This window comes from Rhizobium tumorigenes, from assembly GCF_003240565.2.
In the GTDB taxonomy this organism is placed as follows: domain Bacteria; phylum Pseudomonadota; class Alphaproteobacteria; order Rhizobiales; family Rhizobiaceae; genus Rhizobium; species Rhizobium tumorigenes.
The window spans coordinates 2325557-2349125 of record NZ_CP117255.1 but is presented as its reverse complement, the minus strand read 5'-3'; the positions used below and the strand labels follow the sequence as shown (position 1 = coordinate 2349125).

The following is a 23569-nucleotide window of genomic DNA, read 5'->3' as shown; positions in this document are numbered from 1 at the left end:
GCTCAGGTGTTGAGCGCCATGCGTTCTTCGTCCTCGTCGCGCTGACGGCCACCAATGGCGCCGCCAACACCGGCGATGAATGCGCCGACGAGCAGGGACAGGGCGCCGAGAAGAGCGACGACCGATGCGCTCTTGCGAGCCTTGTCGGCTGCCTGCTGGGTGGCAACCTTGGCGTCGTCGATACGCTTCAGGACTGTGTCAACGCGCGCTTTTGCGTCGGCATCGGACAGGCCGGCGCGCGAGGCGACCACCTGCTGCAGATAGGTGCGGTCGTCAGGCGAAATACCGCCATCGGCGGCGCCAGTCAGCAGGATGCGCGACACTTCGGCAGTCACGTTCTCGTTGCTGTCATTGCCGGGCGCAGCCTGGGGACGTGAGGGCCGAAGCAGCGCGTCGGTGTAGTAAGCGGGCGAGAATGTACTCGTGGACTGGGAAGCACCAGAGGCCGCAGCTGAACCAGCTGTTGCAGCTGCACCACCGGCGACAGCTGCCGTTGCCTGCACGCCGGTACCTATGACGGAGCTCACAGCCGAGCTCAACAGGCCGGCAACGACGATCGTTGCCAATGCCCATGACAGGAACCCGTGGGCCGTGTCACGGAAAAAGACCTCGTAGGTATGAACGCCGGTCCATTTCGTGCGAAGCCGCCCGGTGAGGTAGCCACCCACGCCGGCAGAAAGCCACTGGATGACGATTAGCCACACGGCTGCAGCGACGCCGACAGTTGCTGCCGACGAACTGGCGTTCGCCCAAGGGGACACCATCGTTAGCCCGAGGCCGGAGCCTACCAGCAGAAGTATCAGGGTGATCGCCGTCGCAGCGACTGCACCGGCGATAACCGGCGCCCAGCTGACGGCGGAAGCCGACGATTCGAGCGGAGCCGCCGGTGCGTAGCCTGTTGTTGGAATGGTCACTGAGACCTCCTATCGGACGAATAGGAGAATAATGATGATGAGCGGAATCGGAATGCCAAGCAGCCAAAGCAAAATACCACGACCCATAATAACCTCCTGCCAGATGAATGGCCTTTTCAATTAATCTTGAGTTGCCGCAAATGTGGCGCGACCAACCGTTTCAAGAACTAGCAAGTGGAAAGTTGGTTCCTGATTTCAGGCCGAAAATTACCTCTCTTGTGGTTCGACAGTCCGAACTGCTGCAAATTTCCCACGGGTCCGACTTAACAGTTGGGCAGTCTGAGCAAATTTGTTGAAAATACGGCAATTGTGGGTAAGTTTGCAGAGCGAGGATCTAAGTCAAGGGCGAGCAATGACCACAACGACGGACTGGCCCAAGGAAGGCATTCAATCCAGCGATCTCGGCATGCTGCAGACGGTGCTGGACGCCTGGTGCGCGGACAGGTCAATCGATATTCAAAGCGCCGATGCGCAGGTGGCCGCGCGGTCGCTGATCGACTGGTACGAGTTCGGCATCAGCGACCCCGCCGAACTCAGGACCATGCTCGAGGGATAAACGGCTTACGACGATCGCGGACGTGGGGCGATGAGGTCGCACGCCATTCTCAGCCCGATCGTGTCGATACAGATGCCGTTTTCCGGCCGGGGTGCTATCGGTGTTGCTGCGTTGACGGCAAACATCTGATCTGGTCGATCGATGTGCATGGGCACAGCTGCCCAAAGGACGGGACGTCCGATGTCTATGATGTGCACTGGCGTTTGCCGGCCCCGGAGCGAGACATCCGCCACCGCCATGCCCCAAGTGACTGCGCCGACCGCCAGGATTATCTGAAGACTGAGATCTGCAGCTTCGCGCGAGGTCATAAGCATAGGTCGAGCCTCCCGGCGTGGACTGCAATCATTGCACCCATCTATCGGGCATGCCTATGTCAGCACGATTGCTACTTCCAGCTGCTTCCGCTGTAAACCTTAATGCGTAACCACAAGAGGAGAGTATACGCCTAAGGCATGCATTGCGTCGACGACGCGCCACCCTATATCGTGAAGATAGCCCGGCAAGGCGCCGGACACGGTGGAGGAATGCAAATGCCGCAAAACCCGATCAAGATCCCCGGACCCGACCATCCCATCTCGATCGAGCAGACAAACGATCACGTGGTTATCACGGTGGCAGGCAAGACAATCGCTAATACGCGCCGCGCACTCAGCTTGCGGGAGGCGTCATATCCGCCGGTGCTCTACATACCCCGCGAGGATGTCGACATGACGGAGTTGCAGAGAACGGATCACAGCACCCATTGTCCATACAAGGGCGACTGTTCCTACTACAGCATACCAGGTGGCGGCGAGCGCTCGGAGAATGCAATCTGGACCTACGAAAACCCGCATGACGCAGTTGCCGCCATAAAGGGCTTCATGGCTTTCTACCCCAATCGCGTCGATGATATCAAAATCACCCCCGCGACCTGACATAACTTGCTCCCCACGGATGCGCCAGGTGGCGCATTGCACTAACTTTCATCAGGATGATAAGGCAAATAAGGTCTTGAAAGTGAAGCGTAATCGACGAACTGGCCGATGGGGGCTTTCCTAATCCTGATTAATCTATAGACTCGGTCGTGTTAGTTGGCCAACGGGAATACGTTTCGTTACCCATGTTGCCGGCCTTACCGGAGGTCCTCGGATCTTCATAGAAGGAGACAGCCATGACCAATGTACTGCCAGCCCTCCATGACGGGCACGCACCTATCACCCTGCAGCAGCTTTTCCGCGAAGCGATCCACGCGTTCGAGGAATGGGACGCCGAAAGCTCCGAGCCGCTGGTCACCTTTGAAGGCCGGATCTTTCCGATCAGTGCCGCCTTCGAGGCGATGCGGGGTTGTACAGACATCATGCCGAGCAACCTGCTCGGCGCGGTGACCGAGCGTCTGACAAAGCCCTGGGAAGGTGAAGGCCCGCTCGACACGATGACATTTTCGACCGCCGCCCGCGTAATGAGCGTCCTGGTGCGCAAGCGGCTCCTGGCCGACGACAGCGCGTTGTCAGTTGCCGCAGTTGCCGAGCGCCAGGCGGAAGATATTTCCGACCGCTAGGTCGTATCGGGATGGATTGAAAAGCCGCTGGTTTGCAAAGACCGGCGGCTTTTTAGTGCCGTGAAAAGCGCGCTCCCGAACTCTCAACTCGCTTGGCGATCTTGCACGTGCGACCCATCTGTGAAAATATTCTTCACATAAGAACAAGCCGGGTGGGCTTCTGCTGGAGTTTGCGGCCCGTTAACGCCAGTGCTCAGTCGCTGACAGGCAATTCCAAGGAGCCGCCGCCATGACGCGTATCACCGATCTCCGCGTATTCGACATCCGCTTCCCGACCTCGCTCAGCCTTGACGGATCGGATGCGATGAACCCCGACCCGGACTACTCGGCGGCCTACGTCATTCTCGATACCGACCAGCCGGGCCTTTCCGGCCATGGCCTGACATTCACTATCGGCCGGGGCAACGAGATCTGCTGCATGGCGATCAAGGCGATGTCGCATCTGGTTGTCGGCACCGACCTTGCTACCGTGCTCGAAAATCCAGGAAAATACTGGCGGCACCTGACCAGCGACAGCCAGCTTCGCTGGATCGGCCCGGAGAAGGGCGCCATGCATCTGGCAACCGGCGCCGTCGTCAACGCGGTCTGGGATTTGCTCGCCAAGCAGGCTGGAAAGCCGGTCTGGCGGCTGGTCTGCGAGATGGACGCCGAACAGATCGCTGATATCGTCGATTATCGCTACCTGACCGACGTGCTGACGCGCGACGACGCCGTGGCGCTTCTGAAAAAAGCCGAAAGCGGCAAGGCGGAGCGCATCGCCACCCTCGAGCGGGATGGTTATGCCTGCTACACGACGTCGGCCGGCTGGCTCGGCTATAGCGACGACAAGCTGCGACGTCTTTGCCAGGAAGCGATCGATGCCGGTTTCAATCATATCAAGATGAAAGTCGGCCGCGACCTCGAGGACGATATCCGTCGCCTTACCATCGCCCGCGAGGTGATCGGCCCCGACCGCTATCTGATGATCGATGCCAATCAGGTCTGGGAAGTCGGCGAGGCCATCGACTGGGTGAACCAGCTGGCCTTTGTCAAACCGTTCTTTATCGAGGAGCCGACCAGCCCGGACGATATCGCCGGCCATCGCAAGATCCGCGAAGCCGTGGCGCCGGTGAAGGTGGCCACCGGCGAGATGTGCCAGAACCGCATTATGTTCAAGCAGTTCATCGCCGAGGGGGCGATCGATATCGTGCAGATCGATTCGTGCCGCATGGGCGGGCTTAACGAGGTGCTGGCGGTGCTACTGGTCGCGGCAAAGTACGAGCTGCCGGTCTGGCCGCACGCCGGTGGCGTCGGTCTCTGCGAATATGTGCAGCACCTGTCGATGATCGACTACATCGCGGTTTCCGGCACGAAGGATGGCCGCGTGATCGAATATGTCGATCATCTGCACGAGCATTTCCTCGATCCCTGCACGATCAAGGACGCCGCCTACATGCCTCCGAGCATGCCGGGCTTCTCGATCGAGATGAAGCCGCAATCGATCGAAACATACACATTCCGCGGCTGAACGCGTTTCAGGCCTGCGGCGGGCCGCGGACGAGAGGAGCGTTCGCGGCCATTGCGGTTTTTTCCGTTACTCGCCATGTTTCACCGAGACGCGCCCGGGGAGTGGCGTCTGACGACAGGAGATCATATGCCCACCACAGACCGGCCGCTGGCCATCAGCGCGCCCGAGCCGCGCACGCTCGAACTGATCTTCACGCCGGAAGCGCTAGCGCATCTCAGGGCGACCTACGAGATCGTCGAAGCCGACCCGGAAAACATCGCCGGCCTTGGCGACGATATTCTCGGCCGGGCGCGCTACATCATCGGCCAGCCGCCGCTTTCCCATGAAACGCTCGACCGGATGCCGCAACTGCGCTGCATTCTAAACGTCGAGAGCAACCTGATGAACAACATGCCCTATGACGTGCTGTTCCAGCGAGGCATCCATGTTGTGACCACCGGTCAGGTGTTTGCCGAGCCCGTGGCCGAGATCGGTCTCGGTTTCGCTCTCAGTCTGGCGCGCGGTATCGTCGATGCGGACGTGGCGTTTCGCGAAGGCAACGAACTCTGGGGCGGCGACGGCAATGCCGGCGCTCGCCAGCTCAGTGGCTCCGATATCGGCATCGTCGGCTTCGGCGATCTCGGCAAGGCGCTGAACAGGGTGCTTAGTGGCTTCAGGGCGAAGATAAAGGTCTACGATCCCTGGATGCCGCGCTCCATTCTCGCGGATTTTGGTGTGCAGCCTGCCAGCCTCGACGATGTGCTGTCGAACAGCGATTTCGTCTTTGTGGTCGCGTCCGTCACCAGCGAAAACAAGGGCTTTCTAGGCGCCGAGGCCTTTGCCGGCATGCGCAAGGGGGCGGCCTTCATCCTGCTCAGCCGCGCTGACGTCGTCGATTTCGACGCGCTGATGGCAGCGGTCGCCTCGGGCCACATCGTCGCTGCCAGCGACGTCTATCCGGAAGAGCCGTTGGGCAAGGATCATCCCGTGCGCCGTCTGAAGGGCTTCATCCGCTCCGCACACCGCGCCGGCGCCCTCGACAGCGCCTTCAAGAAGATGGGCGACATGGTCATCGAGGACATGGACCTCATGGATAGAGGCCTGCCGCCGATGCGCTGCAAGCGCGCCGAGCGCGAAACGGTATCGCGGATGCGCTCCAAGCCGGTGACGAAGAACTAGTACGAGCTGGTTTCAAAGCGCCGGCGCAAGTGACCCCCTCTGTCACTTCGTGACATCTCCCCCACAAGGGGGGAGATTGGCTGTGGCGCGAGCCGCAGACCATAGAGCATCAAAGCTCGCTCGTATTTCTTGTAAGGCAGCCGGGAAGCCTGCGGCTCATCTCCCCCCTTGTGGGGGAGATGTCGGCGTCGCCGACAGAGGGGGGCGTCTCGCGCCGGACGACCTGATTCAGCAGTGTCTCAGACGGCCTCGTCCACGGCTTGATGCGTATGCAGCCAGGCCTGCACGATCCTTACATCGTCGACCGTCAACTCATGCCCATGCGGCACCATCTTGAAGTCAACGCTGGCACCAGCGGCGGCAAGCTCGCTGCGCAGCGTTTCAGCGTAGCGGCCGTAGTCGTCGAATTCGCCCGAGATCATCAGCACGTCCACATCACTCATATCAGCCTGCGGACGCTGGTCGAGGACCGGCATCGAACGCAGCAGTACGACACGGTGGATCACGTGCGGATGGAGCGACAGCATTGCGTTGAGGAGGTTGGCGCCATTGGAATAACCGAGATAGACGGTTCTGTGACGGTCGAGGCCATAGGATGTGATGGCGCCGTCGATGAAGGCGGCGAAGGCTTCGGCCTCGCTGACGATATCGCTCTGGACAAAGGTGAAGGGCGTGAGGCGCAGGAACCAGCGCGGTAGCCCGTCCTCCTCGGCGCGTCCCCGGACCGCAAGCAACGTGGCGCGTGGTGCGATTTTGCTGGCCATCGGCAAAAGGCTGGTTTCGCTAGCGCCGGAGCCGTGCAGCAGCACGATCACGCTGCCGTCTGCATCTTCCGGCGTATAGAAGCGGTGAACGAAGGGCAGGTCGCGATAGATCACCCTCGGCTCGCCCGGCATCGCAAATTGCGGCATCAGCAGCGTCAGTTCGCGCTCCCGCTCGGCATTGCCGGCCGGGAGGAACAGTTTCGTTCCGAGTGTACTGCTGTCCTCGTCGATCAGCATGCCGGGCGTACCGGTCGCGAGTTCGAACAGGATACCGCCGGGCTCGCGGACGTAGAGCGACCGGAAATACTTTCGGTCGTGGACGTTGATAGTGCCCGAATTTGAATCCTGCAGAGTGCCGAGAACGGCCTGCAGTTCGGCATCGTCGCTGGCGCGGAAGGCGACGTGATCGACGGTGCCTGTTCCCGGCGCGCTCGACCAGAAGCCGGCGGCATCCCGGACATCAATGATGTCGCCGGGCTCCGAGACCATGCGGCGGATGGTGCCGGCGGTCGCCTGCAGCCGGTAGCCGAAATGTCGTTCGAGGAAAGACTGCGTCTCACCGGGCTTCTCGGTAAACAGCGTCGCGCCGCGCAGGCGGCGGATGGCGTGTTCCCCGGGGATGCCGTCCGATGCCCATGGCGTGCCGGCGTGCAATCCGGTGTTTCCGACCAGCTTGACGATCATGCCATCAGGGTCCTTGAGCCGCAGCACCGGTTCGCCGAATTCATCCATTGGCCCTTCTACCTTCAGGCCGAAGGTGAGGGATCGGGTCAGCCAGAAGCCGATGCTGAGGGGATCGATGACAAGCGAGATCTCGCCGGTCTGGCCGTAGCCGGCGCGACCGGGCGACCCGTCTTCCCAGACGAGAAAAGTTACCAGCGAGCCGGGCGAGCCGCTGGCGTCACCGTAGAACAGGTGCAGCTGCGTCGCATCCTCAAAGCCGCCGGTACGCTTGACCAGCCGCAGCCCGAGGAAGCCCGCGTAGAAATCGACGTTTGCCTGCACCTTGCGGGTGATCAGCGTGATGTGGTGAATACCGGCGACCATCTCTGCTCCAGGGCTCTGCGCGCTTTGCGACATAAGCCATCTAGACCGGAAGGAGGGCCGGCATCAATGCGCCCTTCGAGCCCTCAGTGTTCACTGATCGGCGACGGACGCTTGCTCTTGTAGCCGCTCATTTCGGCGCCGGCGGTCTTCGAAAAGCGGGAGTTCCAGATCGTTGCGCTCAGCGAAATCAGGGTGACCACGATGAAGGCGGCTGAAAAATCGTTGAGTTCGGCCTGCTGGTGATCCTGGATGAACATCGAGCCGTGCAGCGCCAGAGCCGCGACGCAGATGCCGAGCGACAGCATCAGCTGCTGGAAGGTCGTGTAGAAACTGGTGGCAGCACTCATCCGGTCGCGGTCGATCTCGTCATAGGCGATGGTGTTGTAGGCCGTGAACTGGAACGACATGAAGAAGCCGCACAGCATCAGGATGACGAAGATCAGAGGCATCGGCCAATCCGGACGGAAGGCGGCGCAGGTGCCGTAGCCGAGCGTGCCGATGACGCCGAAAACCATCAGGCTGTTGCGGAAGCCGAAACGTTTCAGCACCTTTGATTGCAGGGCTTTCATGGCCATGGAGCCAATGGCCGTGGCGATGACGATACGGCCGGCAGCGGCTGCCGACATGCCGAAACCGAGCTGCAGCATCAGCGGGATGAGAAACGGTTGGGCTCCTTGGGTGATGCGGGTGAGCGAGCCGGCGATGACGGACGCCCCAAAGCTCGGGACCCGCATCAGCGAGAAATCCATGATCGGCGAGGGGTGCTTCCGGGCGTGTCTGAGATAGGCGATGCCGAACAGCACGCCTATTGCAATCAGCATGATTGCCATCGAGCCTTCGCCGGAGCGGCTCGACATCTCGAAGCCGAACAGCAGGGAGCCCAGCGAAATGCCGGACAGGATGAAGCCCGAGAGATCGAACGGGCCGTTCGCCGGTCCCTTGACGTCCTCGATGAAGATGCTGACGAGCACGAAGCCGAGGATGCCGATGGGCACGTTGATGTAGAAGATCCAGCGCCAGTCGAGGTAGGTTACGAACATGCCGCCTACCGGCGGTCCGACGATCGGGCCGATCAGCGCCGGCACCAGAAGCCAGGACATGGCCGAGACCAGATCCTTGCGGTCGACGCTACGCATCAGCACGAGACGGCCGACCGGCATCATCATGGCGCCGCCGATGCCCTGGATCAGCCGGGCGACCACGAGGAAGGACAATGTCGGTGCCTGGGCGCAGAGGATGGAGCCGAACACGAACACGGCTATCGCGCTGCGAAACACGGTTCTAGAGCCGAAGCGGTCGGCGATCTTGCCGCTGGCGGGAATGAAAATCGCCAGGCTGAGCAGATAGGATGTCAGCGCGATGCTCATCGCCGGTGGGCTGACGTTGAAGTCGCGCGCCATCGTCGGCAGGGCCGTTGCCAGCACGGTGGCGTCCAGCTGTTCCATGAACATCGAACTGGCGACGATCAGCGCAATAGTACGGAAATTGGGTGCCGCCGGCCGGGAGGCGGACGGATAGGTCTGATCCGACATCGTCGGTTATCGCTCTCGGTGGTGCGGTGGGAGCCCGGGGGCAGACCCGCAAATCTGGTAACGGCGCAAGAGCCGCATTTGAACGGGGCCGGTATACGCCTCGTTTTCCAGCATTGCTATATGCAATTATGCAGATCAACCCCGCAAAAATAGAAAGGCAGACTTATTTTGCAGACCTGCAACAGTTTCGCGCGGATCTGGCGGGCGCCGGCCGGATTTGCCGACAGATAACGCGCTAGTAGCCGCTCGCCGTACCGGAACCGGCCCTGCTGTCCATCGCGCCGTTGTAGCGCGCACCACCGCCGGCTGTGATCTCGGCAAGGCTCTTGCCGCCGACCATGATGCCGGCTGCCTGGCCCCAGATCGGCCAGTCCTTGTCGACTGCGACGTTGTAGCCCATGCCGGCAAGCAGCCGCATCGTGTCGGGCGACAGCGCGTAGGGTTCGGTGAACACCTTGTCAGGGAGCCACTGATGATGGATGCGCGGGGCATCTATGGCCTGGCGAATATCCATGCCGAAATCGATGACATTGACAATCGTCTCGAGCGTAATGGTGATGATGCGGGCGCCGCCGGGGCTGCCGATGACCATGAATGGCTTGCCATCCTTGGCGATTATGGTCGGGCTCATCGACGACAGCGGCGTCTTCTTCGGCTCGATGGCGTTGGCCTCGCCCTGCACCAGGCCATAGAGGTTGGGCACGCCGGGCTTGGAGGTGAAATCGTCCATCTCGTTGTTGAGTAGCACGCCGGTACCGGGCGCGACGACGCCGGCGCCAAACGAGCCGTTCAACGTATAGGTGACGGCCACGGCGTTGCCGTCATTGTCTATAATCGAATAGTGGGTGGTCTCGTGGCTTTCGCCAAAACCCTTCGGTATCAGATCCTTGGAGACGCCAGCGCGGTAGGGATCGATGCTGTCGCGGATCTGCTTGGCGTATCCCTTGTCGAGCAGCCTGGCGACCGGGTTGTCGATGAAGTCGGGGTCGCCGAGGGCCGCGTTGCGATCGACGTAGGCGTGGCGCATGGCCTCGACCATCAGATGTACTGTTTCCGCCGAGCCGTAACCGAGATAGGACAGCGGATAGCCTTCCAGCACGTTGAGGATTTCGCAGATGATGACGCCGCCGGAGGAGGGCGGGGGCGAGGAGACGATTTCGTAGCCCCGGTAATTGCAGGTGACCGGTGTGAGTTCGCGGACCTTGTACTGTTCGAAGTCTGCCTTGGCGAGGACGCCGCCCTTGTCCTGGCTAGCCTTGACGATCGCATCTGCCGTCCGGCCCTTGTAGAAGCCGTCAGGTCCGTTCTCGGCAATCTGCGACAAGGTTGCAGCGAGGTCCGGCTGGCGCAACTGGTCGCCGACCGCAAACGACTTGCCATCTTGCTTGACATAGATGGCAGCCGCAGCCGGGTCGCGCGACAGGCGCTTCTGGCCGCCGCCGAGTTCGACGACATCGCCCTGGTCGAGCGTGAAGCCTTCCTGGGCATAGCGGATTGCCGGCCCCATCAGCTCCTCGCGCGATTTCGTGCCGTATTTTTCGCGCGCCGTCTCGAGGCCCATCACCGATCCCGGCACGCCGACGGCAAGGTAACCCTCGGTGCTCGCGCCTTTGACGACGTTGCCCTTGTCGTCGAGATACATCGTCTTGGTGGCGGCCAGCGGCGCCCGTTCGCGGAAGTCGAGAAAGGTTGTCCTGCCGTCCTTCAGGCGGATGGTCATGAAGCCGCCTCCGCCGATGTTGCCAGCTGTCGGATAGACAACCGCGAGGGCATAGCCAACCGCGACAGCAGCATCGACAGCGTTGCCACCGCTTTTCAGGACTGCGACGCCAACATCCGTCGCCAGGTGCTGGGCCGTGACCACCATGCCGTGATCTGCCTTCACCGGTTGCGGGGAGGCTGCAGAGGCCGGCATCACTGCTATCAGGTCGAGTGTGAGGATCAGGGCGGTCAGGGTCAGGCGGTTGGCAGTCAGGTGCATGTCGGTTCTCCGAAACAGGATACACCGCAGAAGAGGGCTGCCTTCTTCATATGTCCAGTCACAATTCAATCGGAAGTAACAACGATGCCGTCCTGTCGCGTTGTAACGTGAGTCGCTTGAATCGTCGGGTGAACGCTTTATGGCGGGGCTTGTCTGTAGATTTCAACAATAGAGCCCTATTTCTCACGGAGTACTTATTGTATTTTTACTATGGATTAACGCTGTTGGAAAAATTTAGTGTGTCTGGACAGGCCAGCCTCTCGTAAAATTTCCAAACTAGGGCAGTCTTGTTTCGAGACAGAACGCGGTTTGCGGGAGGGCGACATGATCGTCACCAGGCTTGAGCAGTGGAAGACCGAGAATCGCCTGCCATTTCTTGCGCGTCCCGCCAAGAAAAGTCCCGTCACCAAAATCGAATGCGTTGGCTGCCACAGCCATTTCTTCCGCTGGACATCCACCGCCGCAGCCTATGGTCGATGCGACGATTGCTCCAAATCCTAAATCAATAGCCTTGCTGGGTTGCTGCGCTAGCGGATCAGGATGGCGCGGAAATCGTTGACGTTGGTGCCGGTTGGACCGGGGGCGAAGAGATCGCCGATAGCGTGAAAAGCCGACCAGGCGTCGTTATTGCGCAGGCGATCGGCGGGCACGATGCCGGCCGCGCGCATGCGAACAGCGCTACTGCCGTCCGCAAAGGCTCCCGCATTGTCCTCGCTACCATCAATACCATCCGTATCGGCCGCCATGGCGTCGATGCCCTCAAAACCGTCGATATCGATGGCGAGAGACAGGAGAAATTCCGAGTTTCGGCCACCCTTGCCATCGCCCGCCACCGTCACTGTGGTCTCGCCCCCTGAGAGAAGCACGACGGGTTTTGCGAACGGGCGATTGCGCGCCGCTATTTCGCGGGCAATGGCGGCATGGACATGGGCCGCCTCCCGGGCCTCACCTTCGATCGCGTCCGACAGGATGGCCGCTTCGATGCCGAAGGCGCGGGATGCGTTCGCGGCCGCCTCCAGCGAAACGCCGGCGGAGGCGATCAGGTGAACTTCGTTGCGCGCAAAGCGTGGATCGTCGGTCGCCGGTGCATCGGCTTGCGGGCTTGCCAAGTGCGCGAGGACATTGGCGGGAAGGGCGAGAGAATATTGCCGGATGAGGTCCAGGGCGTCGGCGCGGTTGCCGGCACCGGCAATCGTCGGGCCGGAGGCCACGAGCGCCGGGTTGTCGCCTGGGATATCGGAGACGACAAGGGTCACGACCTTTGCCGGATAGGCTGCGACGGCAAGCCGGCCGCCCTTGATAGTCGAGATATGCTTGCGGATAGTGTTCATGACGGAGATCGGCGCGCCGGATGCAAGGAGGGCGCGGTTGACGGCAATCTCGTCGTCAAGCGTCAGCCCTCCGGCCGGAGAAGGCAGCAGCGCCGACCCGCCTCCCGATATCAGCGCAATCACCAGATCGTCGGCACTCGACCCCTGCACCAGACGCAGCAGCTGCGTCGCGGCATCGAGCCCTGATCGATCGGGGACGGGGTGCGAGGCTTCGACGACCTCGATGCGCTCGCAGGCGACGGCAAAGCCGTAGCGTGTGACGACGAGCCCCTCCAGCGGTCCGTCCCAGCAGCTTTCCAGCGCCGCGGCCATCTGCGCCGAGCCCTTTCCTGCGCCGATGACGATGGTTCGGCCTTTCGGCTGCCGTGGAAGATGGTGGCGGATGCCGGCCAGTGGATCGGCCGCAGCGACGGCCGCATCGAACAGGGCTGTGAGAAAGGCGCGGGGATCGGTGACGGTCATGGTTGCCTGCCTGATGTCGTTAACACGGGCATGAACCAACGCCGCTCCCGTTGCAAGCCTCAACGGCGGGGTTGACGGAAGGACGGCGATTGTTTCCCTGACGCGAAATGCCTATCTGTTTCGTATCGACAGGTGAATTGCAGGTAGGGGTTTTCGACATGGTTGCGTTGAAGGGCAAGGAACGGCAGACGGGTGCCAAGGCCGTGCTCGGCCGCACCGGCTTTCCGCAGGTGACGTCGGTTACCGGCGGCGAGATCAACGTGGTGACGGCACCGTCGCAGGTCGGCTTCAACCCGCTCGACCTGCTCTACGCATCGCTGTCCGCCTGCCTCGTGCTCAGCGCCCGCATGGCCGCAGGACAGATGGGCGTGCTGGACAAGCTATCCGAAGTGACGGCCGAGGTAACGGGGCAGAAGGCGTCCTCGGGCGTGTCGCGCGTCGAGACGTTCCAAATCGTCTTCACCATCAAGGGCGACTTCGACGACAAAACCCGTAACGCCATTGCCCACGCCGCCGAAGGCGAGATCTGCACCGTCAGCAACACCATCCGCGGCAACCCTGAATTTTCAACGGTGGTGGTTGGCTAGGCCCATTAGCGGGGCGGCATCACGAAACCTTCAAGGAAGGGGCCAAGTTCGGGATCGATGTCGATCTTGACCGTGTTGTTGAAGATCGCCGTGGCGATCATGATGCCGGCGAAGGCGACGAGGTTGACCAGCGTCGGCTCATCGTAGCGGGCTTTAAGGCGGGCCCAGAGGTCGTCGGGAATGGCGTTGGAGTCCGCGACCATTGCCTTGCCGAAGGCGATCAGCGTGGCCTCGTCTGGGCTTGGCTCGATCGTCTCGGGTGTCAGGCCGGCATTGATCAGCGCGCGACGGAAAAAGCCGACGGGTATGATGGAGCGGCATTGGATGGCGATTGCCTGGCAGAAAAGCCAGACGGCGCGGTCGTCGAGATCGGGGCGCAGCTCTTCGCGGAGGGTAAACCATTCGGCATAGATGCGGTGGGCCACAGGCGAATGCAGCAGCGTCCGCTTCATGTTGGTCATCCGGCCGCGCAGGGCGACCTCGCGGTCGTGCTCGGCGCGGGCCTCTTCTGATGCTGTGGCGTAGTCGAGGTGTGACAGATGGCTCATCGGCGCTGCTCTCGGAGGGATCGCACTCTTCTTGCCGATTTCCACAGCGCTGTCACTCTGCGGCTTCCGAAACGGCGGGAAAGAAACGATTGTCCGGGCGTGGCAGGCCGAGATGGTCGCGCAGGGTGATGCCTTCGTATTCCTTGCGGAAAAGGCCGCGCCGCTGCAACTCCGGCACCAGGCGGTCGGCGACATCGTCGAGCCCCTGCGGCAGGAAGGGGAAGACCACGTTGAAGCCGTCCGAGCCTTCTTCCGACAGCCACGTTTCCATTTCGGCGGCAATGGTCTCGGGCGTGCCGACGAAGGCCAGCCCGCCGTAACCACCCAGACGCTGGGCGAGCTGGCGGACTGTCAGGTTTTCCTGTTCGGCCATGCGGATCGCTTGCTCGCGGCCACTCTTGCTGGCGTTGGTTTCGGGTATTTGCGGCAGAGGGGCGTCGGGGTCGAACTTCGAGGCGTCGTGGCCGAGCGAGATCGACAGCGAGGCGATGGCGCTGTCGTAATGCACCAGGCTGTCGAGGCGGGCCCGCTTGGCGCGCGCTTCCTCGACGCTGTCGCCAACGACGACAAAGGCGGCCGGCAGGATTTTAAGGTGGTCCGGGTTGCGGCCGACGCCAGGCATGCGGCCCTTGATGTCGGCATAGAGCGCCTTTGCGGTCTTGAGATCGCGGGGTGCTGCAAATACCACTTCGGCGGTCTCGGCTGCCAGTTGCTTGCCGGGCTCCGACTGGCCGGCCTGGACGATGACCGGCCAGCCCTGCGGCGTACGGGCAATGTTGAGCGGGCCGCGCACGGAGAGACTTTCGCCCTTGTGGTCGAGCACGTGCATCTTTTCCGGGTCGAAGAAGATGCCGGTTTCGGTGTCGCGGACGAAGGCGTCGTCGGCAAAGCTGTCCCAGAGGCCAGTGACGACGTCATAGAATTCGCGCGCCCGGCGGTAGCGCTCGTCGTGCTCGACATGATCCTCGAGGCCGAAGTTGAGGGCGGCGTCGGGATTGGACGTGGTGACGATGTTCCAGCCGGCACGTCCTTCGCTGATGTGGTCGAGCGAGGCGAAGCGCCGGGCGATATGGTAGGGCTGCTCGAAGGTGGTGGAGGCGGTGGCGACAAGGCCGATCTTCTCGGTCACCGCAGCCAGCGCCGAGAGCAGCGTGAACGGCTCGAACGATGTCACCGTATGGCTGCGCTTCAGGGCCTCGATGGGCATGTTGAGGACGGCCAGATGATCGGCCATGAAGAAGGCGTCGAACTTGGCGGATTCGAGTTTCCGGGCAAAATTTTTGATGTGCCTGAAGTTGAAATTGGCATCCGGATAGGCTCCGGGATAGCGCCAGGCACCGGTGTGCAGGCTGACAGGACGCATGAAAGCGCCGAGCTTCATTTGCTTCTGGCCGGACATCGGGGGATCCTTTTCAAATTTTCTTGGCACCGCCAGTCTGCGATGCAGCAATTGCATCACTTGAGATGGGGGATGCATTCGTATCAATCAACGGTCGGGCGCCAGAAGTCGCGCCTAGGAAAATACATAGGTGACCAAGCTTTTTTTATCGCCCGGCTTTTCCGTATGGCAAATTGGGAATAGACCAAGCTTTCAAGCCTCGGGGACAACAATCCATGCATGAGAAAGACATCGCAGATATTACCGCATGGCTGATGCAGCGAGGTCTGAAGGGCGCGACTGAAATCGATCTTTTGAGCGGCTTCTGCGAGGCCTGCAGCCGAAGCGGGCTGCAGCTTAGTCGCGGCATGGCGCTGATGGACACGTTGCATCCAGTCTACGAAGGTCGCGTGTTTCGCTGGGACAGCACCGAAGTGATCGAGCCGGTGTTCGAATATGGCTCGACCAATCAGGGTATCGCTGCGGAAAACTGGCTGAAGTCGGCGTTTTACTATTTGCAGGAAACCATGACATCTGAAGTTCGCCGTCGAATAGGCTTTGGCGATCCTGTCGATTTTTACACGCTGGATGTCTTGAAGGACGCGGGCGTCACCGACTTCATCGCCTTTGCCCATCCTTTCGAAGACGCCGGTACGATCGGCGACATGGATTGCTTTTTCGCGCATTTCGCCACTGCCGACAAGGATGGCTTCCCGGACGAAGACATCGCCACGCTGCGCCGGCTGGTGCCTGCGCTGGCGCTGGCGATCAAGTGCACGGCGCTCGGTCGGATTGCCCGCACTATCGCCGAAGTCTATCTCGGCGAAGACGCGGCGCAGCATGTGCTTGGCGGCAAGATCACGCGCGGCAAGACGGAGCGCATCTCGGCGGCCCTGTGGTTTTCCGATCTCGCCAACTATACGCGCATCTCGGATACGGCAGAGCCCGACGAGATCATCCCGATGCTCAACGATTACGCCGACGCCGTCATCTCGTCGATTCACGAGGCGGGCGGCAACGTGCTGAAGCTGATCGGCGACGGCACGCTGGCGATCTTCAAGGCGCGTGACGAGCGCGATGCCTGTGCGGCGGCCCTCAAGGCAGAATCGCTGCTGCGGGAGCGGTTGCGCAATCTCAATGCCCAGCGGCAGATCGAGGGCAGGCCGGTGACGGAGATCTATCTCGGCCTGCATATCGGAGAAGTGTTCTACGGCAATATCGGCAGCCAGGACCGGCTTGATTTCACCGTCATCGGGCCGGCGGTCAACGAGGTCAGCCGCATCGCCTCGATGTGTCACTCCGTCGACCGCGACGTGCTGATGTCGTCGAACTTCGTTGCCGCGGCTGAGGTTTCCCAGCGCAACGATCTCGTCTCCGTCGGCCGCTATGCGCTTCGGGGCGTGAAGCGGGCGCAGGAACTGTTCACGCTGATGCACGCGGCCTGACCGGGTTCAGCGATTGCCGGCGGCAAACATCGGACCGCCCTTGTGAGGCGGGAAGCCGTAGCCGTTGATCATCACGAGATCGATGTCGCCCGGGCGAGCGGCGACACCACCTTCGAGCAAGGCCTTGCCTTCGTCGGCCATGGCCCGCAATAGCCTTGCGACGATTTCCTCCGACGAAAAACTGCGCGGGGTGATGCCTTTTTCGGCCCGCACCCGCTCGATCAACGCTGTCACTTCGGGATCGACGGTCCGCTTGCCGTCCGGGTAGGCATACCAGCCGCGCCCGGACTTCTGGCCAAAGCGGCCGGCCTCGCAAAGACGGTCGGCAATCGGGACGTAGCGTTCATCTGCGTTGCGCGTTGCCGCCTGACGCTTGCGGCGGGCCCAGGCGATTTCGAGGCCTGCCATGTCGTAGACGGCAAAGAGGCCCATCGGAAAGCCGTATGCTTCGAGCGCTTCGTCGATCTCGTGGGGCAGCGCGCCATCCTCGAGCATGAACTCGGCCTCCCGGCGGTAGGCGGAAAAGACGCTGTTGCCGATGAAGCCTTCGGTGACGCCGCAGACGACCGGCAGCTTGCCGAGACGCTTGGCAAAGGCCAGGGCGCTGGCCAGCGCATCCGGTGCCGTCTCCGCGCAATTCACCACTTCCACCAGCCGCATGATGTTGGCGGGGGAGAAGAAGTGCAGACCGAGGATTCGATGTGGATGAAGTGTTTCTGCGGCAATGGCGTCGGGATCGAGATAGCTGGTGTTGGTGGCAAGGATGGCATCTGCGCGGACGATGCCATCAAGCCGCTGGAACAGCGCCGTCTTGACCGCTATGTCGTCGAACACAGCCTCGATGACCAGGTCTGCATCGGCTAGCGCCGTCATGTCGCTGGTGACGGTCAGGCGGCCGAGCTGATCGGCAAGGCCGTCGGCGTCGAGACGGCCGATCTGCACCGCCTTTTGCAGCATGGTCGCGATGCGCTCCTGGCCTTTGTGAGCGGCGCCTTCGGTCTGCTCTATCGCGACGACCCGGAAGCCGGCGCTAAGCGTCGCCACCGCAATGCCAGCGCCCATGAGGCCGGTGCCGACGATCCCGACGGTATCTATGCTGCGGGGCGCGATGCCTGCGAGCCCATCGACCTTGCCGGCGGCGCGCTCGGCGAAGAAGACATGGCGGAGGGCTGCCGATTGCTCGGAGTCGCGCAAGCCAAGGAATGTCGCGCGTTCGTCCGACAGGCCATCGGCAAGTGTCGTGGAGGCTGCTAGCCTGACAAGCCGCACGGCTTCGACGGGTGCTGCCTGGCCGCGCGATTTTCCGACGACCTTCGCCGCTGCAGCCTCTACCGCTGCGATATCCTGTTGCGGAACGGCCAACTGACCGGTGCGCCGGAGCGGAGTTCCTGCAAGTGTTCGTACCATCGCAATGGCCGCTGACCGCTCATCGGCATTGGTGCCATCGACAAGACCGAGCGATGCTGCTTCCGCAGCCTTGACCATCCGCCCGGTTCCGATGAGATCGAGGGCAGCAACCGTGCCGATGAGCCTTGGAAGACGCTGGGTACCGCCGGCGCCGGGCACAAGGCCGAGTTTGACTTCCGGCAGTCCGAAGCTGGCGTTCGGGTTAGCGATACGGCTGTGGCAGGCGAGGGCGATTTCGCAGCCGCCGCCCAGTGCCGCGCCGTTTACGGCAGCGGCGATCGGCTTTTCAAAGGCTTCGATGCGGTTGATGAGATCTGGCAGATGGGGCTCGATCGGTGGCTTGCCGAACTCCCTGATATCGGCGCCGCCAACGAATGTGCGACCGGCGCCGGTGATGACGATGCCGACAATCGACGCCGTTGCTGCCGCATGATCCAGCGCTGCCATGATGCCGGCGCGCACGTGGCTCGACGTCGCGTTGACCGGCGGGTTGTCGAGGGTGACAACCAGTACGCCGTCCGATGTCTCGCCCGAGACGCTCTCCGAAAAGGTCGTTGCCGACATCGCCGCTCTCCTATTCCGGAACGACGGCGGTGGCCTGGATCTCGATCTTGGCGCGGTCCTCGACGAGGCCGACGACCTGCACTGCAGCCATCGCCGGAAAATGCCGGCCGATGACGTCGCGGTAGGCTTGGCCAACGCCCTTGAGGTTGGCGAGGTATTCGGCCTTGTCCGTGAAATACCAGGTCATCGACGTGATGTGCTGTGGCCCGGCACCGCCTTCGGCGAGGATGGCGACGATATTGGAAAGGGTCTGGCGGACCTGATCGACAAAGTCATCGCTCTCGAACTCGCAAGCGGCATTCCAGCCGATCTGGCCGCCGACGAATACCGTGCGACCCGTCGCGGCGACACCGTTGGCGTATCCGATCGGCTTGGCCCAGCCCTCAGGCTGCAGGATCGTGTGCATCGGTCTTCTCCAGATGGTGTTCCAGCGCGGCGCTGATGTCGGCCGGCCAGGCAAGCGATTGCTGTGTGTCGAGGTTCGTGGCAACGACGCGGTGGGTGGCTGTCCAGAGGATCTTGCCCCTGGCCGAAACCTGATGCTCGAGATCGAGGGAGGCGCGGCCGATGCGACGGACGATTACAACGAATTCCAGTTCGTCGCCCTGAAAGCCGGGGGACGAGAAGGTCAGGTCGAGGCGGACGGTCGGCACGCCGATCCGCCGCTCTTCGATCATCGTCTTCCAGGGAAAACCGAGCGCTGCGAAATAGTCCTCGAGAACACCGACGAGGATGTTCAGGTAGGACGGGAAATATGCAATCCCGGAGGGATCGCAATCGCCGAAGCGCAACGGCCTTGTCGTCTTGAATGCCACGACAGCCTCAGTTCGCGAAGGCGGCAATGCCGGTGATGGCACGGCCGAGGATCAGGGCATGGATATCGTGGGTGCCCTCGTAGGTGTTGACCACTTCGAGGTTGACCATGTGACGGATGATGCCGAACTCGTCGGAAATGCCGTTTCCGCCGAGCATGTCACGGGCGTTGCGGGCGATGTCGAGCGCCTTGCCGCAGGAGTTGCGCTTCAGGATCGACGTCAGTTCTACCGGCGGGTGGCCTTCCTCCTTCATCCGGCCGAGCCGCAGGCAACCTTGCAGGCCAAGTGCGATCTCGGTCGTCATGTCCGCGAGCTTCTTCTGGATCAGCTGGTTGGCGGCGAGCGGCCGGCCGAACTGATGCCGGTCGAGGACGTATTGGCGTGCCCTGGCGTAGCAATCCTCGGCAGCCCCGAGGGTGCCCCAGGCGATACCGTAGCGGGCCGAGTTCAGGCAGGTGAACGGGCCCTTGAGGCCGGTGACGTTGGGCAACAGGTTTTCTTCCGGCACGAAGACGTTGTCCATGACGATTTCGCCTGTGATCGAGGCGCGCAGGCCGACCTTGCCGTGGATGGCCGGTGCGGTCAGGCCCTTCCAGCCCTTTTCGAGGATAAAGCCGCGGATGACGCCGTCCTCGGTCTTGCCCCAGACGACGAAGACGTCGGCAATCGGCGAATTGGAAATCCAGATCTTCGACCCGGTCAGCTGGTAGCCGCCGTCGACCTTCTTGGCGCGCGTTGCCATTGAGCCTGGGTCGGAGCCGTGGTTGGGTTCCGTCAGGCCGAAGCAGCCGATCCATTCGCCGGTGGCAAGCTTCGGCAGGTACTTCTGCTTCTGCGCTTCCGAGCCGAAAGCATCGATCGGCACCATCACCAGCGAGGACTGCACCGACATCATCGAGCGATAACCGCTATCGACGCGCTCGACCTCGCGGGCGATCAGGCCGTATGCGACATAGCCGAGGCCGGAGCCGCCGTATTCAGGTGCGATGGTCGGGCCGAGCAGGCCGAGTTCGCCCATTTCGCGGAAGATCGCGGGATCGGTCTTTTCATGGCGAAATGCTTCCAGCACGCGCGGCGCCAGCTTGTCCTGCGCATAGGCGCGAGCGGTGTCGTGGACCATGCGTTCGTCGTCGGTCAGCTGGTCCTGCAGACGGAAAGGGTCGGCCCAGTCGAATATCTCGCGGCTATGCGCCATTGGTTTCTCTCCCATCACTTTGATTTCAGCAGTTCGCGCGCGACGATCAGCTTCTGCACTTCGGTCGCACCTTCATAAATGCGAAGCGCGCGGATCTCGCGGTAAAGTTTCTCGGTTATCTCGCCCGTTTTCACGCCGCGCCCGCCAAACAGCTGGACGGCGCGATCAATTACGACTTGCGCTGTCTCCGTTGCCGTCATCTTGGCCATCGCCGCCTCGCGGGTCGTCGGCAGCTGCTGCACGTCGCGACGCCAGGCGGCGCGGTAGGTGAGAAGAGCCGCTGCGTCGATGCCGGTCGCCATATCGCCGAGCGCTGCCTGCGTCAACTGGAGGTCGGCAAGCCGGGCGCCGAACATCGGGCGTTCCTGGACATGACCGAGCGTTTCATCCAGGGCCCGGCGCGCAAAGCCCAGGGCGGCGGCTGCCACCGAGGCGCGGAAGATGTCGAGGGTGCGCATGGCGATCTTGAAGCCTTCGCCGGGTGTGCCCAAGCGGCGCGAAGCCGGGATGCGGCAGGCATCGAAGCGGATCGTTGCCAGCGGATGCGGCGCGATCACCTCGATACGTTCGGTGACCGAAAAGCCGGGGTCGTCCGCAAAGACCACGAAGGCAGAGATACCGCGCGTGCCCGGTGCTTCGCCGGTGCGGGCAAAAACGGTGCAGACATCGGCGATGCCACCGTTGGAAATCCAGGTCTTTTCGCCATCGAGAATGTAGTGGTCGCCCTCCAGGCGGGCGGCACAGCTCATGGCCGCGACATCGGAGCCGGCATCCTTTTCCGACAACGCGAAGGCCGCAACCCATTGGCCGGAGCGGACTTTTGGCAGTACGGACGACCGCAATGCCCCGGAGCCGGACAGGCCGATGGCGCCGGTGCCGAGGCCTTGCATGGCGAAGGCGAAATCGGCCAGTCCATCATGCCAGGCGAGCGTTTCGCGGGCGAGGCAGACGCTGCGGGAATCGATCGGCATCGGGTCGTCGGGCGCACTGACGGCGGCTTCGAGCAGGCCGGCATCGCCAAGCGCGCGCACCAGCTTGCGGCAGGCGCCGTCGACATCGGCGTGATCGATGGCGACCATCGGTGCAGACGCGGCGAAGGCATCGAGCCGTTCGGCGAACTGCCGATGGCTGATGTCGAAAAACGGCCAGTCGAGATGGTCGCGGGTTGGTCCTTTCAGGGTAGCTACCGGCTGCATCGCCTAGTCTCCCTTGAATTCCGGCCGGCGCTTTTCGGCGAATGCCTCGAATGCGCGGCGGAAATCCTGTGTCGCCATGCAGATCGCCTGGGCCTGGGCTTCCGCATCGATCATTTCGTCGATGCCCATCGCCCATTCCTGGTTCAGCATGGTCTTGGTCATGCCATGGGCAAACCACGGGCCATCGGCGATCGAGCGGGCGAGCTTGGTGGCTTCGGCCTCGAGATCGGCGCTCGCATGCAGGGCATTGTAGAAGCCCCAGGCATGGCCTTCGGCCGATGACATGGAGCGGCCGGTATAGAGCAATTCGGCGGCACGGCCCTGGCCGATGATGCGCGGCAGCATTCCGCAGGCGCCCATGTCTGCGCCGGCAAGGCCAACGCGGGTAAACAGGAAGGCGGTCTTGGCCTCTGGCGTCGCCACGCGCAAATCGGACGCCATGGCGAGTATCGCGCCGGCGCCGGCGCAGATGCCATCGACGGCGGCGATGATCTGCTGCGGGCATTTGCGCATCGCCTTGACGAGATCGCCGGTCATGCGTGTGAAGGCCAGCAATTCGGGCATCGCCATGCGTGTCAACGGCTCGATGATCTCGAACACGTCGCCGCCTGAGGAGAAATTGCCGCCGGCACCTGTGATGACGATGGTTCTGACGTCGGAGGCATAGGCTAGGGCGCGGAAGAGATCGCGCAGCTCGGCGTAGCTGTCGAAGGTCAGCGGGTTCTTGCGTTCCGGGCGGTTCAGCCGCAGCAATGCTACCCGTCCGTCTTCGCTGACATCCCAGAGGAAGGTCTTCGGTCGATAGTCCCTGAGGGGGCGCAGATGGCCCTGCATCGTCATGTCGCGCTCGCTCATCCCGTCAGAACCTCCCCGCCGGCAACCGCGATTGCCTGGCCGTTGATAGACGCGCTACCGGGCAAGGCCAGCCATATCACGGTGTCTGCCACTTCCTCGGGTCTCACCAGCCGCCCCTGCGGATTGGATCTGGTGAATTCCGCCTTTGCCTCTTCCCGAGTTCGGCCGGTCTTCTCGACGATCCTGTTGATCGACTGATCGAGGATCGGCGTATCCGTGAAGCCGGGGCAGACGGCGTTGACGGTGATGCCAGTCCTGGCAAGCTCGACCGCCAGCGATCGGGTAAGCCCGATCACGCCGTGCTTGGCTGCGGTGTAGGCCGAAATATAGCCATAGCCGGTGAGGCCGGCTGTCGAGGCGATGTTGATGATACGGGCACCTTGCCCATGGGCGCGCAAATCTGTCATTGCTGCTTGCGTCACCAGGAATACGCCGGTCAGGTCGACAGCGATGACCCGCGACCACATCTCAAGGCTGGTCTTTTCGAATGGCGCGCTCGGGGCTTCGCCGGCATTGTTGACCAGGATATCGACCGGACCGAATTTAGCCTTCGCGGCTGCAAAGCCAGCGGCGATGGCGTCTGCGCTGGTAACGTCGAAGCCGTCCGCAACAAAGGTCGCTACGCCCAGTTCGGAGGCCAGCGCCTGCAACGGCTCCAGCCGCCGGCCGGCCAGCGTGACGTTGGCGCCCTCGGCGGACAGCGCGCGGGCAATCGCCGCACCGATGCCGCTTCCTGCTCCGGTGACGAGCGCATGGCGGCCGCCAAGTCTGCCCGAATGGGTCATGTCAG

Annotated in this window: 22 protein-coding genes; 7 read left to right on the top strand and 15 right to left on the bottom strand. The window is 62.3% G+C overall.

The window, feature by feature from the left end; translation table 11 throughout:
- Window positions 1-2: 2 nt before the first annotated feature.
- Complete coding sequence (locus tag PR017_RS11525) at window positions 3-914, bottom strand: hypothetical protein (RefSeq protein ID WP_111222430.1); 912 nt, start codon at window positions 912-914, stop codon at window positions 3-5.
- 352 nt (window positions 915-1266) lie between these two features.
- Between PR017_RS11525 and PR017_RS11520 the strand changes: the two genes are divergently transcribed.
- From PR017_RS11520 to PR017_RS11500, 5 genes are all read left to right on the top strand, one after another.
- Window positions 1267-1470 carry a hypothetical protein gene (locus PR017_RS11520; protein ID WP_111222431.1) on the top strand — a complete coding sequence of 68 codons (204 nt, stop codon included), beginning with the start codon at window positions 1267-1269 and terminating at the stop codon, window positions 1468-1470.
- 530 nt (window positions 1471-2000) lie between these two features.
- Window positions 2001-2384 (top strand): DUF427 domain-containing protein, encoded by a 384-nt coding sequence (locus PR017_RS11515; RefSeq protein WP_111222433.1) that lies wholly within the window; start codon window positions 2001-2003, stop codon window positions 2382-2384.
- Window positions 2385-2620: 236 nt separating this feature from the next.
- On the top strand, window positions 2621-3007 hold the full coding sequence (locus PR017_RS11510; RefSeq protein WP_111222434.1) for a BRA0787 family protein: 387 nt from the start codon (window positions 2621-2623) through the stop codon (window positions 3005-3007).
- 229 nt (window positions 3008-3236) lie between these two features.
- A complete protein-coding gene (locus tag PR017_RS11505; protein WP_111222435.1) occupies window positions 3237-4514 on the top strand; it encodes an L-fuconate dehydratase in 1278 nt (425 codons plus the stop codon).
- 126 nt (window positions 4515-4640) lie between these two features.
- Entirely contained in the window at window positions 4641-5672 is a 1032-nt protein-coding gene (locus PR017_RS11500) for a hydroxyacid dehydrogenase (RefSeq protein ID WP_111222436.1), read from the top strand.
- A gap of 239 nt (window positions 5673-5911) precedes the next feature.
- Here PR017_RS11500 and PR017_RS11495 read toward each other — a convergent pair whose 3' ends face one another.
- From PR017_RS11495 to PR017_RS11475, 5 genes are all read right to left on the bottom strand, one after another.
- A complete protein-coding gene (locus PR017_RS11495) occupies window positions 5912-7483 on the bottom strand; it encodes a VOC family protein (RefSeq protein ID WP_111222437.1) in 1572 nt (523 codons plus the stop codon).
- Window positions 7484-7566: 83 nt separating this feature from the next.
- A complete protein-coding gene (locus tag PR017_RS11490; RefSeq protein WP_111222438.1) occupies window positions 7567-9015 on the bottom strand; it encodes an MFS transporter in 1449 nt (482 codons plus the stop codon).
- Window positions 9016-9250: 235 nt separating this feature from the next.
- Window positions 9251-10930: a gamma-glutamyltransferase gene (ggt, locus tag PR017_RS11485; RefSeq protein ID WP_240539165.1), complete on the bottom strand. Its 1680-nt coding sequence runs from the start codon at window positions 10928-10930 to the stop codon at window positions 9251-9253.
- A 342-nt stretch (window positions 10931-11272) separates the two neighbouring features.
- On the bottom strand, window positions 11273-11428 hold the full coding sequence (locus PR017_RS11480; RefSeq protein WP_153816486.1) for a hypothetical protein: 156 nt from the start codon (window positions 11426-11428) through the stop codon (window positions 11273-11275).
- Window positions 11429-11523: 95 nt separating this feature from the next.
- Window positions 11524-12789, bottom strand: coding sequence for a glycerate kinase type-2 family protein (locus PR017_RS11475; protein ID WP_111222440.1), 1266 nt, complete (start codon window positions 12787-12789; stop codon window positions 11524-11526).
- 158 nt (window positions 12790-12947) lie between these two features.
- On the opposite strand from PR017_RS11475, the gene PR017_RS11470 reads away from it, so the two are divergent.
- Window positions 12948-13376 carry an OsmC family protein gene (locus PR017_RS11470; protein WP_111222441.1) on the top strand — a complete coding sequence of 143 codons (429 nt, stop codon included), beginning with the start codon at window positions 12948-12950 and terminating at the stop codon, window positions 13374-13376.
- Between the two features lie 5 nt (window positions 13377-13381).
- Here PR017_RS11470 and PR017_RS11465 read toward each other — a convergent pair whose 3' ends face one another.
- The gene (locus PR017_RS11465; RefSeq protein ID WP_111222442.1) at window positions 13382-13924 is read right to left on the bottom strand and encodes a carboxymuconolactone decarboxylase family protein; all 543 of its coding nucleotides are present in this window, start codon (window positions 13922-13924) and stop codon (window positions 13382-13384) included.
- A 52-nt stretch (window positions 13925-13976) separates the two neighbouring features.
- Window positions 13977-15323, bottom strand: coding sequence for an LLM class flavin-dependent oxidoreductase (locus PR017_RS11460; RefSeq protein WP_111222443.1), 1347 nt, complete (start codon window positions 15321-15323; stop codon window positions 13977-13979).
- Between the two features lie 215 nt (window positions 15324-15538).
- Here PR017_RS11460 and PR017_RS11455 point away from each other — a divergent pair, with 215 nt between their 5' ends.
- The gene (locus tag PR017_RS11455) at window positions 15539-16747 is read left to right on the top strand and encodes an adenylate/guanylate cyclase domain-containing protein (RefSeq protein WP_111222444.1); all 1209 of its coding nucleotides are present in this window, start codon (window positions 15539-15541) and stop codon (window positions 16745-16747) included.
- A gap of 6 nt (window positions 16748-16753) precedes the next feature.
- Here the strand turns inward: PR017_RS11455 and PR017_RS11450 are convergent, their stop codons facing one another.
- The 7 genes from PR017_RS11450 to PR017_RS11420 are packed head-to-tail and all read right to left on the bottom strand — an operon-like array spanning window position 16754 to window position 23564.
- The gene (locus PR017_RS11450; RefSeq protein ID WP_111222445.1) at window positions 16754-18718 is read right to left on the bottom strand and encodes a 3-hydroxyacyl-CoA dehydrogenase NAD-binding domain-containing protein; all 1965 of its coding nucleotides are present in this window, start codon (window positions 18716-18718) and stop codon (window positions 16754-16756) included.
- 10 nt (window positions 18719-18728) lie between these two features.
- Window positions 18729-19124, bottom strand: a complete 396-nt coding sequence (locus tag PR017_RS11445) for a RidA family protein (RefSeq protein WP_111222446.1) — start codon at window positions 19122-19124, stop codon at window positions 18729-18731.
- Window positions 19102-19533 (bottom strand): acyl-CoA thioesterase, encoded by a 432-nt coding sequence (locus tag PR017_RS11440; RefSeq protein ID WP_111222447.1) that lies wholly within the window; start codon window positions 19531-19533, stop codon window positions 19102-19104. The genes PR017_RS11445 and PR017_RS11440 overlap by 23 nt, the downstream gene beginning before the upstream one ends.
- 7 nt (window positions 19534-19540) lie before the next feature.
- Window positions 19541-20728, bottom strand: a complete 1188-nt coding sequence (locus PR017_RS11435; RefSeq protein ID WP_111222448.1) for an acyl-CoA dehydrogenase — start codon at window positions 20726-20728, stop codon at window positions 19541-19543.
- Between the two features lie 14 nt (window positions 20729-20742).
- The gene (locus tag PR017_RS11430; RefSeq protein WP_111222449.1) at window positions 20743-21924 is read right to left on the bottom strand and encodes an acyl-CoA dehydrogenase family protein; all 1182 of its coding nucleotides are present in this window, start codon (window positions 21922-21924) and stop codon (window positions 20743-20745) included.
- A gap of 3 nt (window positions 21925-21927) precedes the next feature.
- Window positions 21928-22779, bottom strand: a complete 852-nt coding sequence (locus PR017_RS11425) for an enoyl-CoA hydratase family protein (RefSeq protein WP_111222450.1) — start codon at window positions 22777-22779, stop codon at window positions 21928-21930.
- Window positions 22776-23564, bottom strand: coding sequence for an SDR family NAD(P)-dependent oxidoreductase (locus PR017_RS11420; protein WP_111222451.1), 789 nt, complete (start codon window positions 23562-23564; stop codon window positions 22776-22778). Before PR017_RS11420 ends, PR017_RS11425 begins: the two co-directional genes overlap by 4 nt.
- Window positions 23565-23569 lie beyond the last annotated feature (5 nt).

Excerpts from the sequence above, each read along its gene's own strand:
- PR017_RS11425 (WP_111222450.1), bottom strand. The coding sequence starts at position 22,779 with ATGAGCGAGCGCGACATGACGATGCAGGGCCATCTGCGCCCCCTCAGG.
- PR017_RS11460 (WP_111222443.1), bottom strand. The coding sequence starts at position 15,323 with ATGTCCGGCCAGAAGCAAATGAAGCTCGGCGCTTTCATGCGTCCTGTC.
- PR017_RS11500 (WP_111222436.1), top strand. The coding sequence starts at position 4,641 with ATGCCCACCACAGACCGGCCGCTGGCCATCAGCGCGCCCGAGCCGCGC.
- PR017_RS11450 (WP_111222445.1), bottom strand. The coding sequence starts at position 18,718 with ATGTCGGCAACGACCTTTTCGGAGAGCGTCTCGGGCGAGACATCGGAC.
- PR017_RS11475 (WP_111222440.1), bottom strand. The coding sequence starts at position 12,789 with ATGACCGTCACCGATCCCCGCGCCTTTCTCACAGCCCTGTTCGATGCG.
- PR017_RS11505 (WP_111222435.1), top strand. The coding sequence starts at position 3,237 with ATGACGCGTATCACCGATCTCCGCGTATTCGACATCCGCTTCCCGACC.
- PR017_RS11435 (WP_111222448.1), bottom strand. The coding sequence starts at position 20,728 with ATGGCGCATAGCCGCGAGATATTCGACTGGGCCGACCCTTTCCGTCTG.
- PR017_RS11465 (WP_111222442.1), bottom strand. The coding sequence starts at position 13,924 with ATGAGCCATCTGTCACACCTCGACTACGCCACAGCATCAGAAGAGGCC.
- PR017_RS11490 (WP_111222438.1), bottom strand. The coding sequence starts at position 9,015 with ATGTCGGATCAGACCTATCCGTCCGCCTCCCGGCCGGCGGCACCCAAT.
- PR017_RS11445 (WP_111222446.1), bottom strand. The coding sequence starts at position 19,124 with ATGCACACGATCCTGCAGCCTGAGGGCTGGGCCAAGCCGATCGGATAC.
- PR017_RS11495 (WP_111222437.1), bottom strand. The coding sequence starts at position 7,483 with ATGGTCGCCGGTATTCACCACATCACGCTGATCACCCGCAAGGTGCAG.
- PR017_RS11430 (WP_111222449.1), bottom strand. The coding sequence starts at position 21,924 with ATGCAGCCGGTAGCTACCCTGAAAGGACCAACCCGCGACCATCTCGAC.
- PR017_RS11470 (WP_111222441.1), top strand. The coding sequence starts at position 12,948 with ATGGTTGCGTTGAAGGGCAAGGAACGGCAGACGGGTGCCAAGGCCGTG.
- PR017_RS11455 (WP_111222444.1), top strand. The coding sequence starts at position 15,539 with ATGCATGAGAAAGACATCGCAGATATTACCGCATGGCTGATGCAGCGA.
- PR017_RS11420 (WP_111222451.1), bottom strand. The coding sequence starts at position 23,564 with ATGACCCATTCGGGCAGACTTGGCGGCCGCCATGCGCTCGTCACCGGA.
- PR017_RS11520 (WP_111222431.1), top strand. The coding sequence starts at position 1,267 with ATGACCACAACGACGGACTGGCCCAAGGAAGGCATTCAATCCAGCGAT.
- PR017_RS11515 (WP_111222433.1), top strand. The coding sequence starts at position 2,001 with ATGCCGCAAAACCCGATCAAGATCCCCGGACCCGACCATCCCATCTCG.
- PR017_RS11510 (WP_111222434.1), top strand. The coding sequence starts at position 2,621 with ATGACCAATGTACTGCCAGCCCTCCATGACGGGCACGCACCTATCACC.
- ggt (WP_240539165.1), bottom strand. The coding sequence starts at position 10,930 with ATGCCGGCCTCTGCAGCCTCCCCGCAACCGGTGAAGGCAGATCACGGC.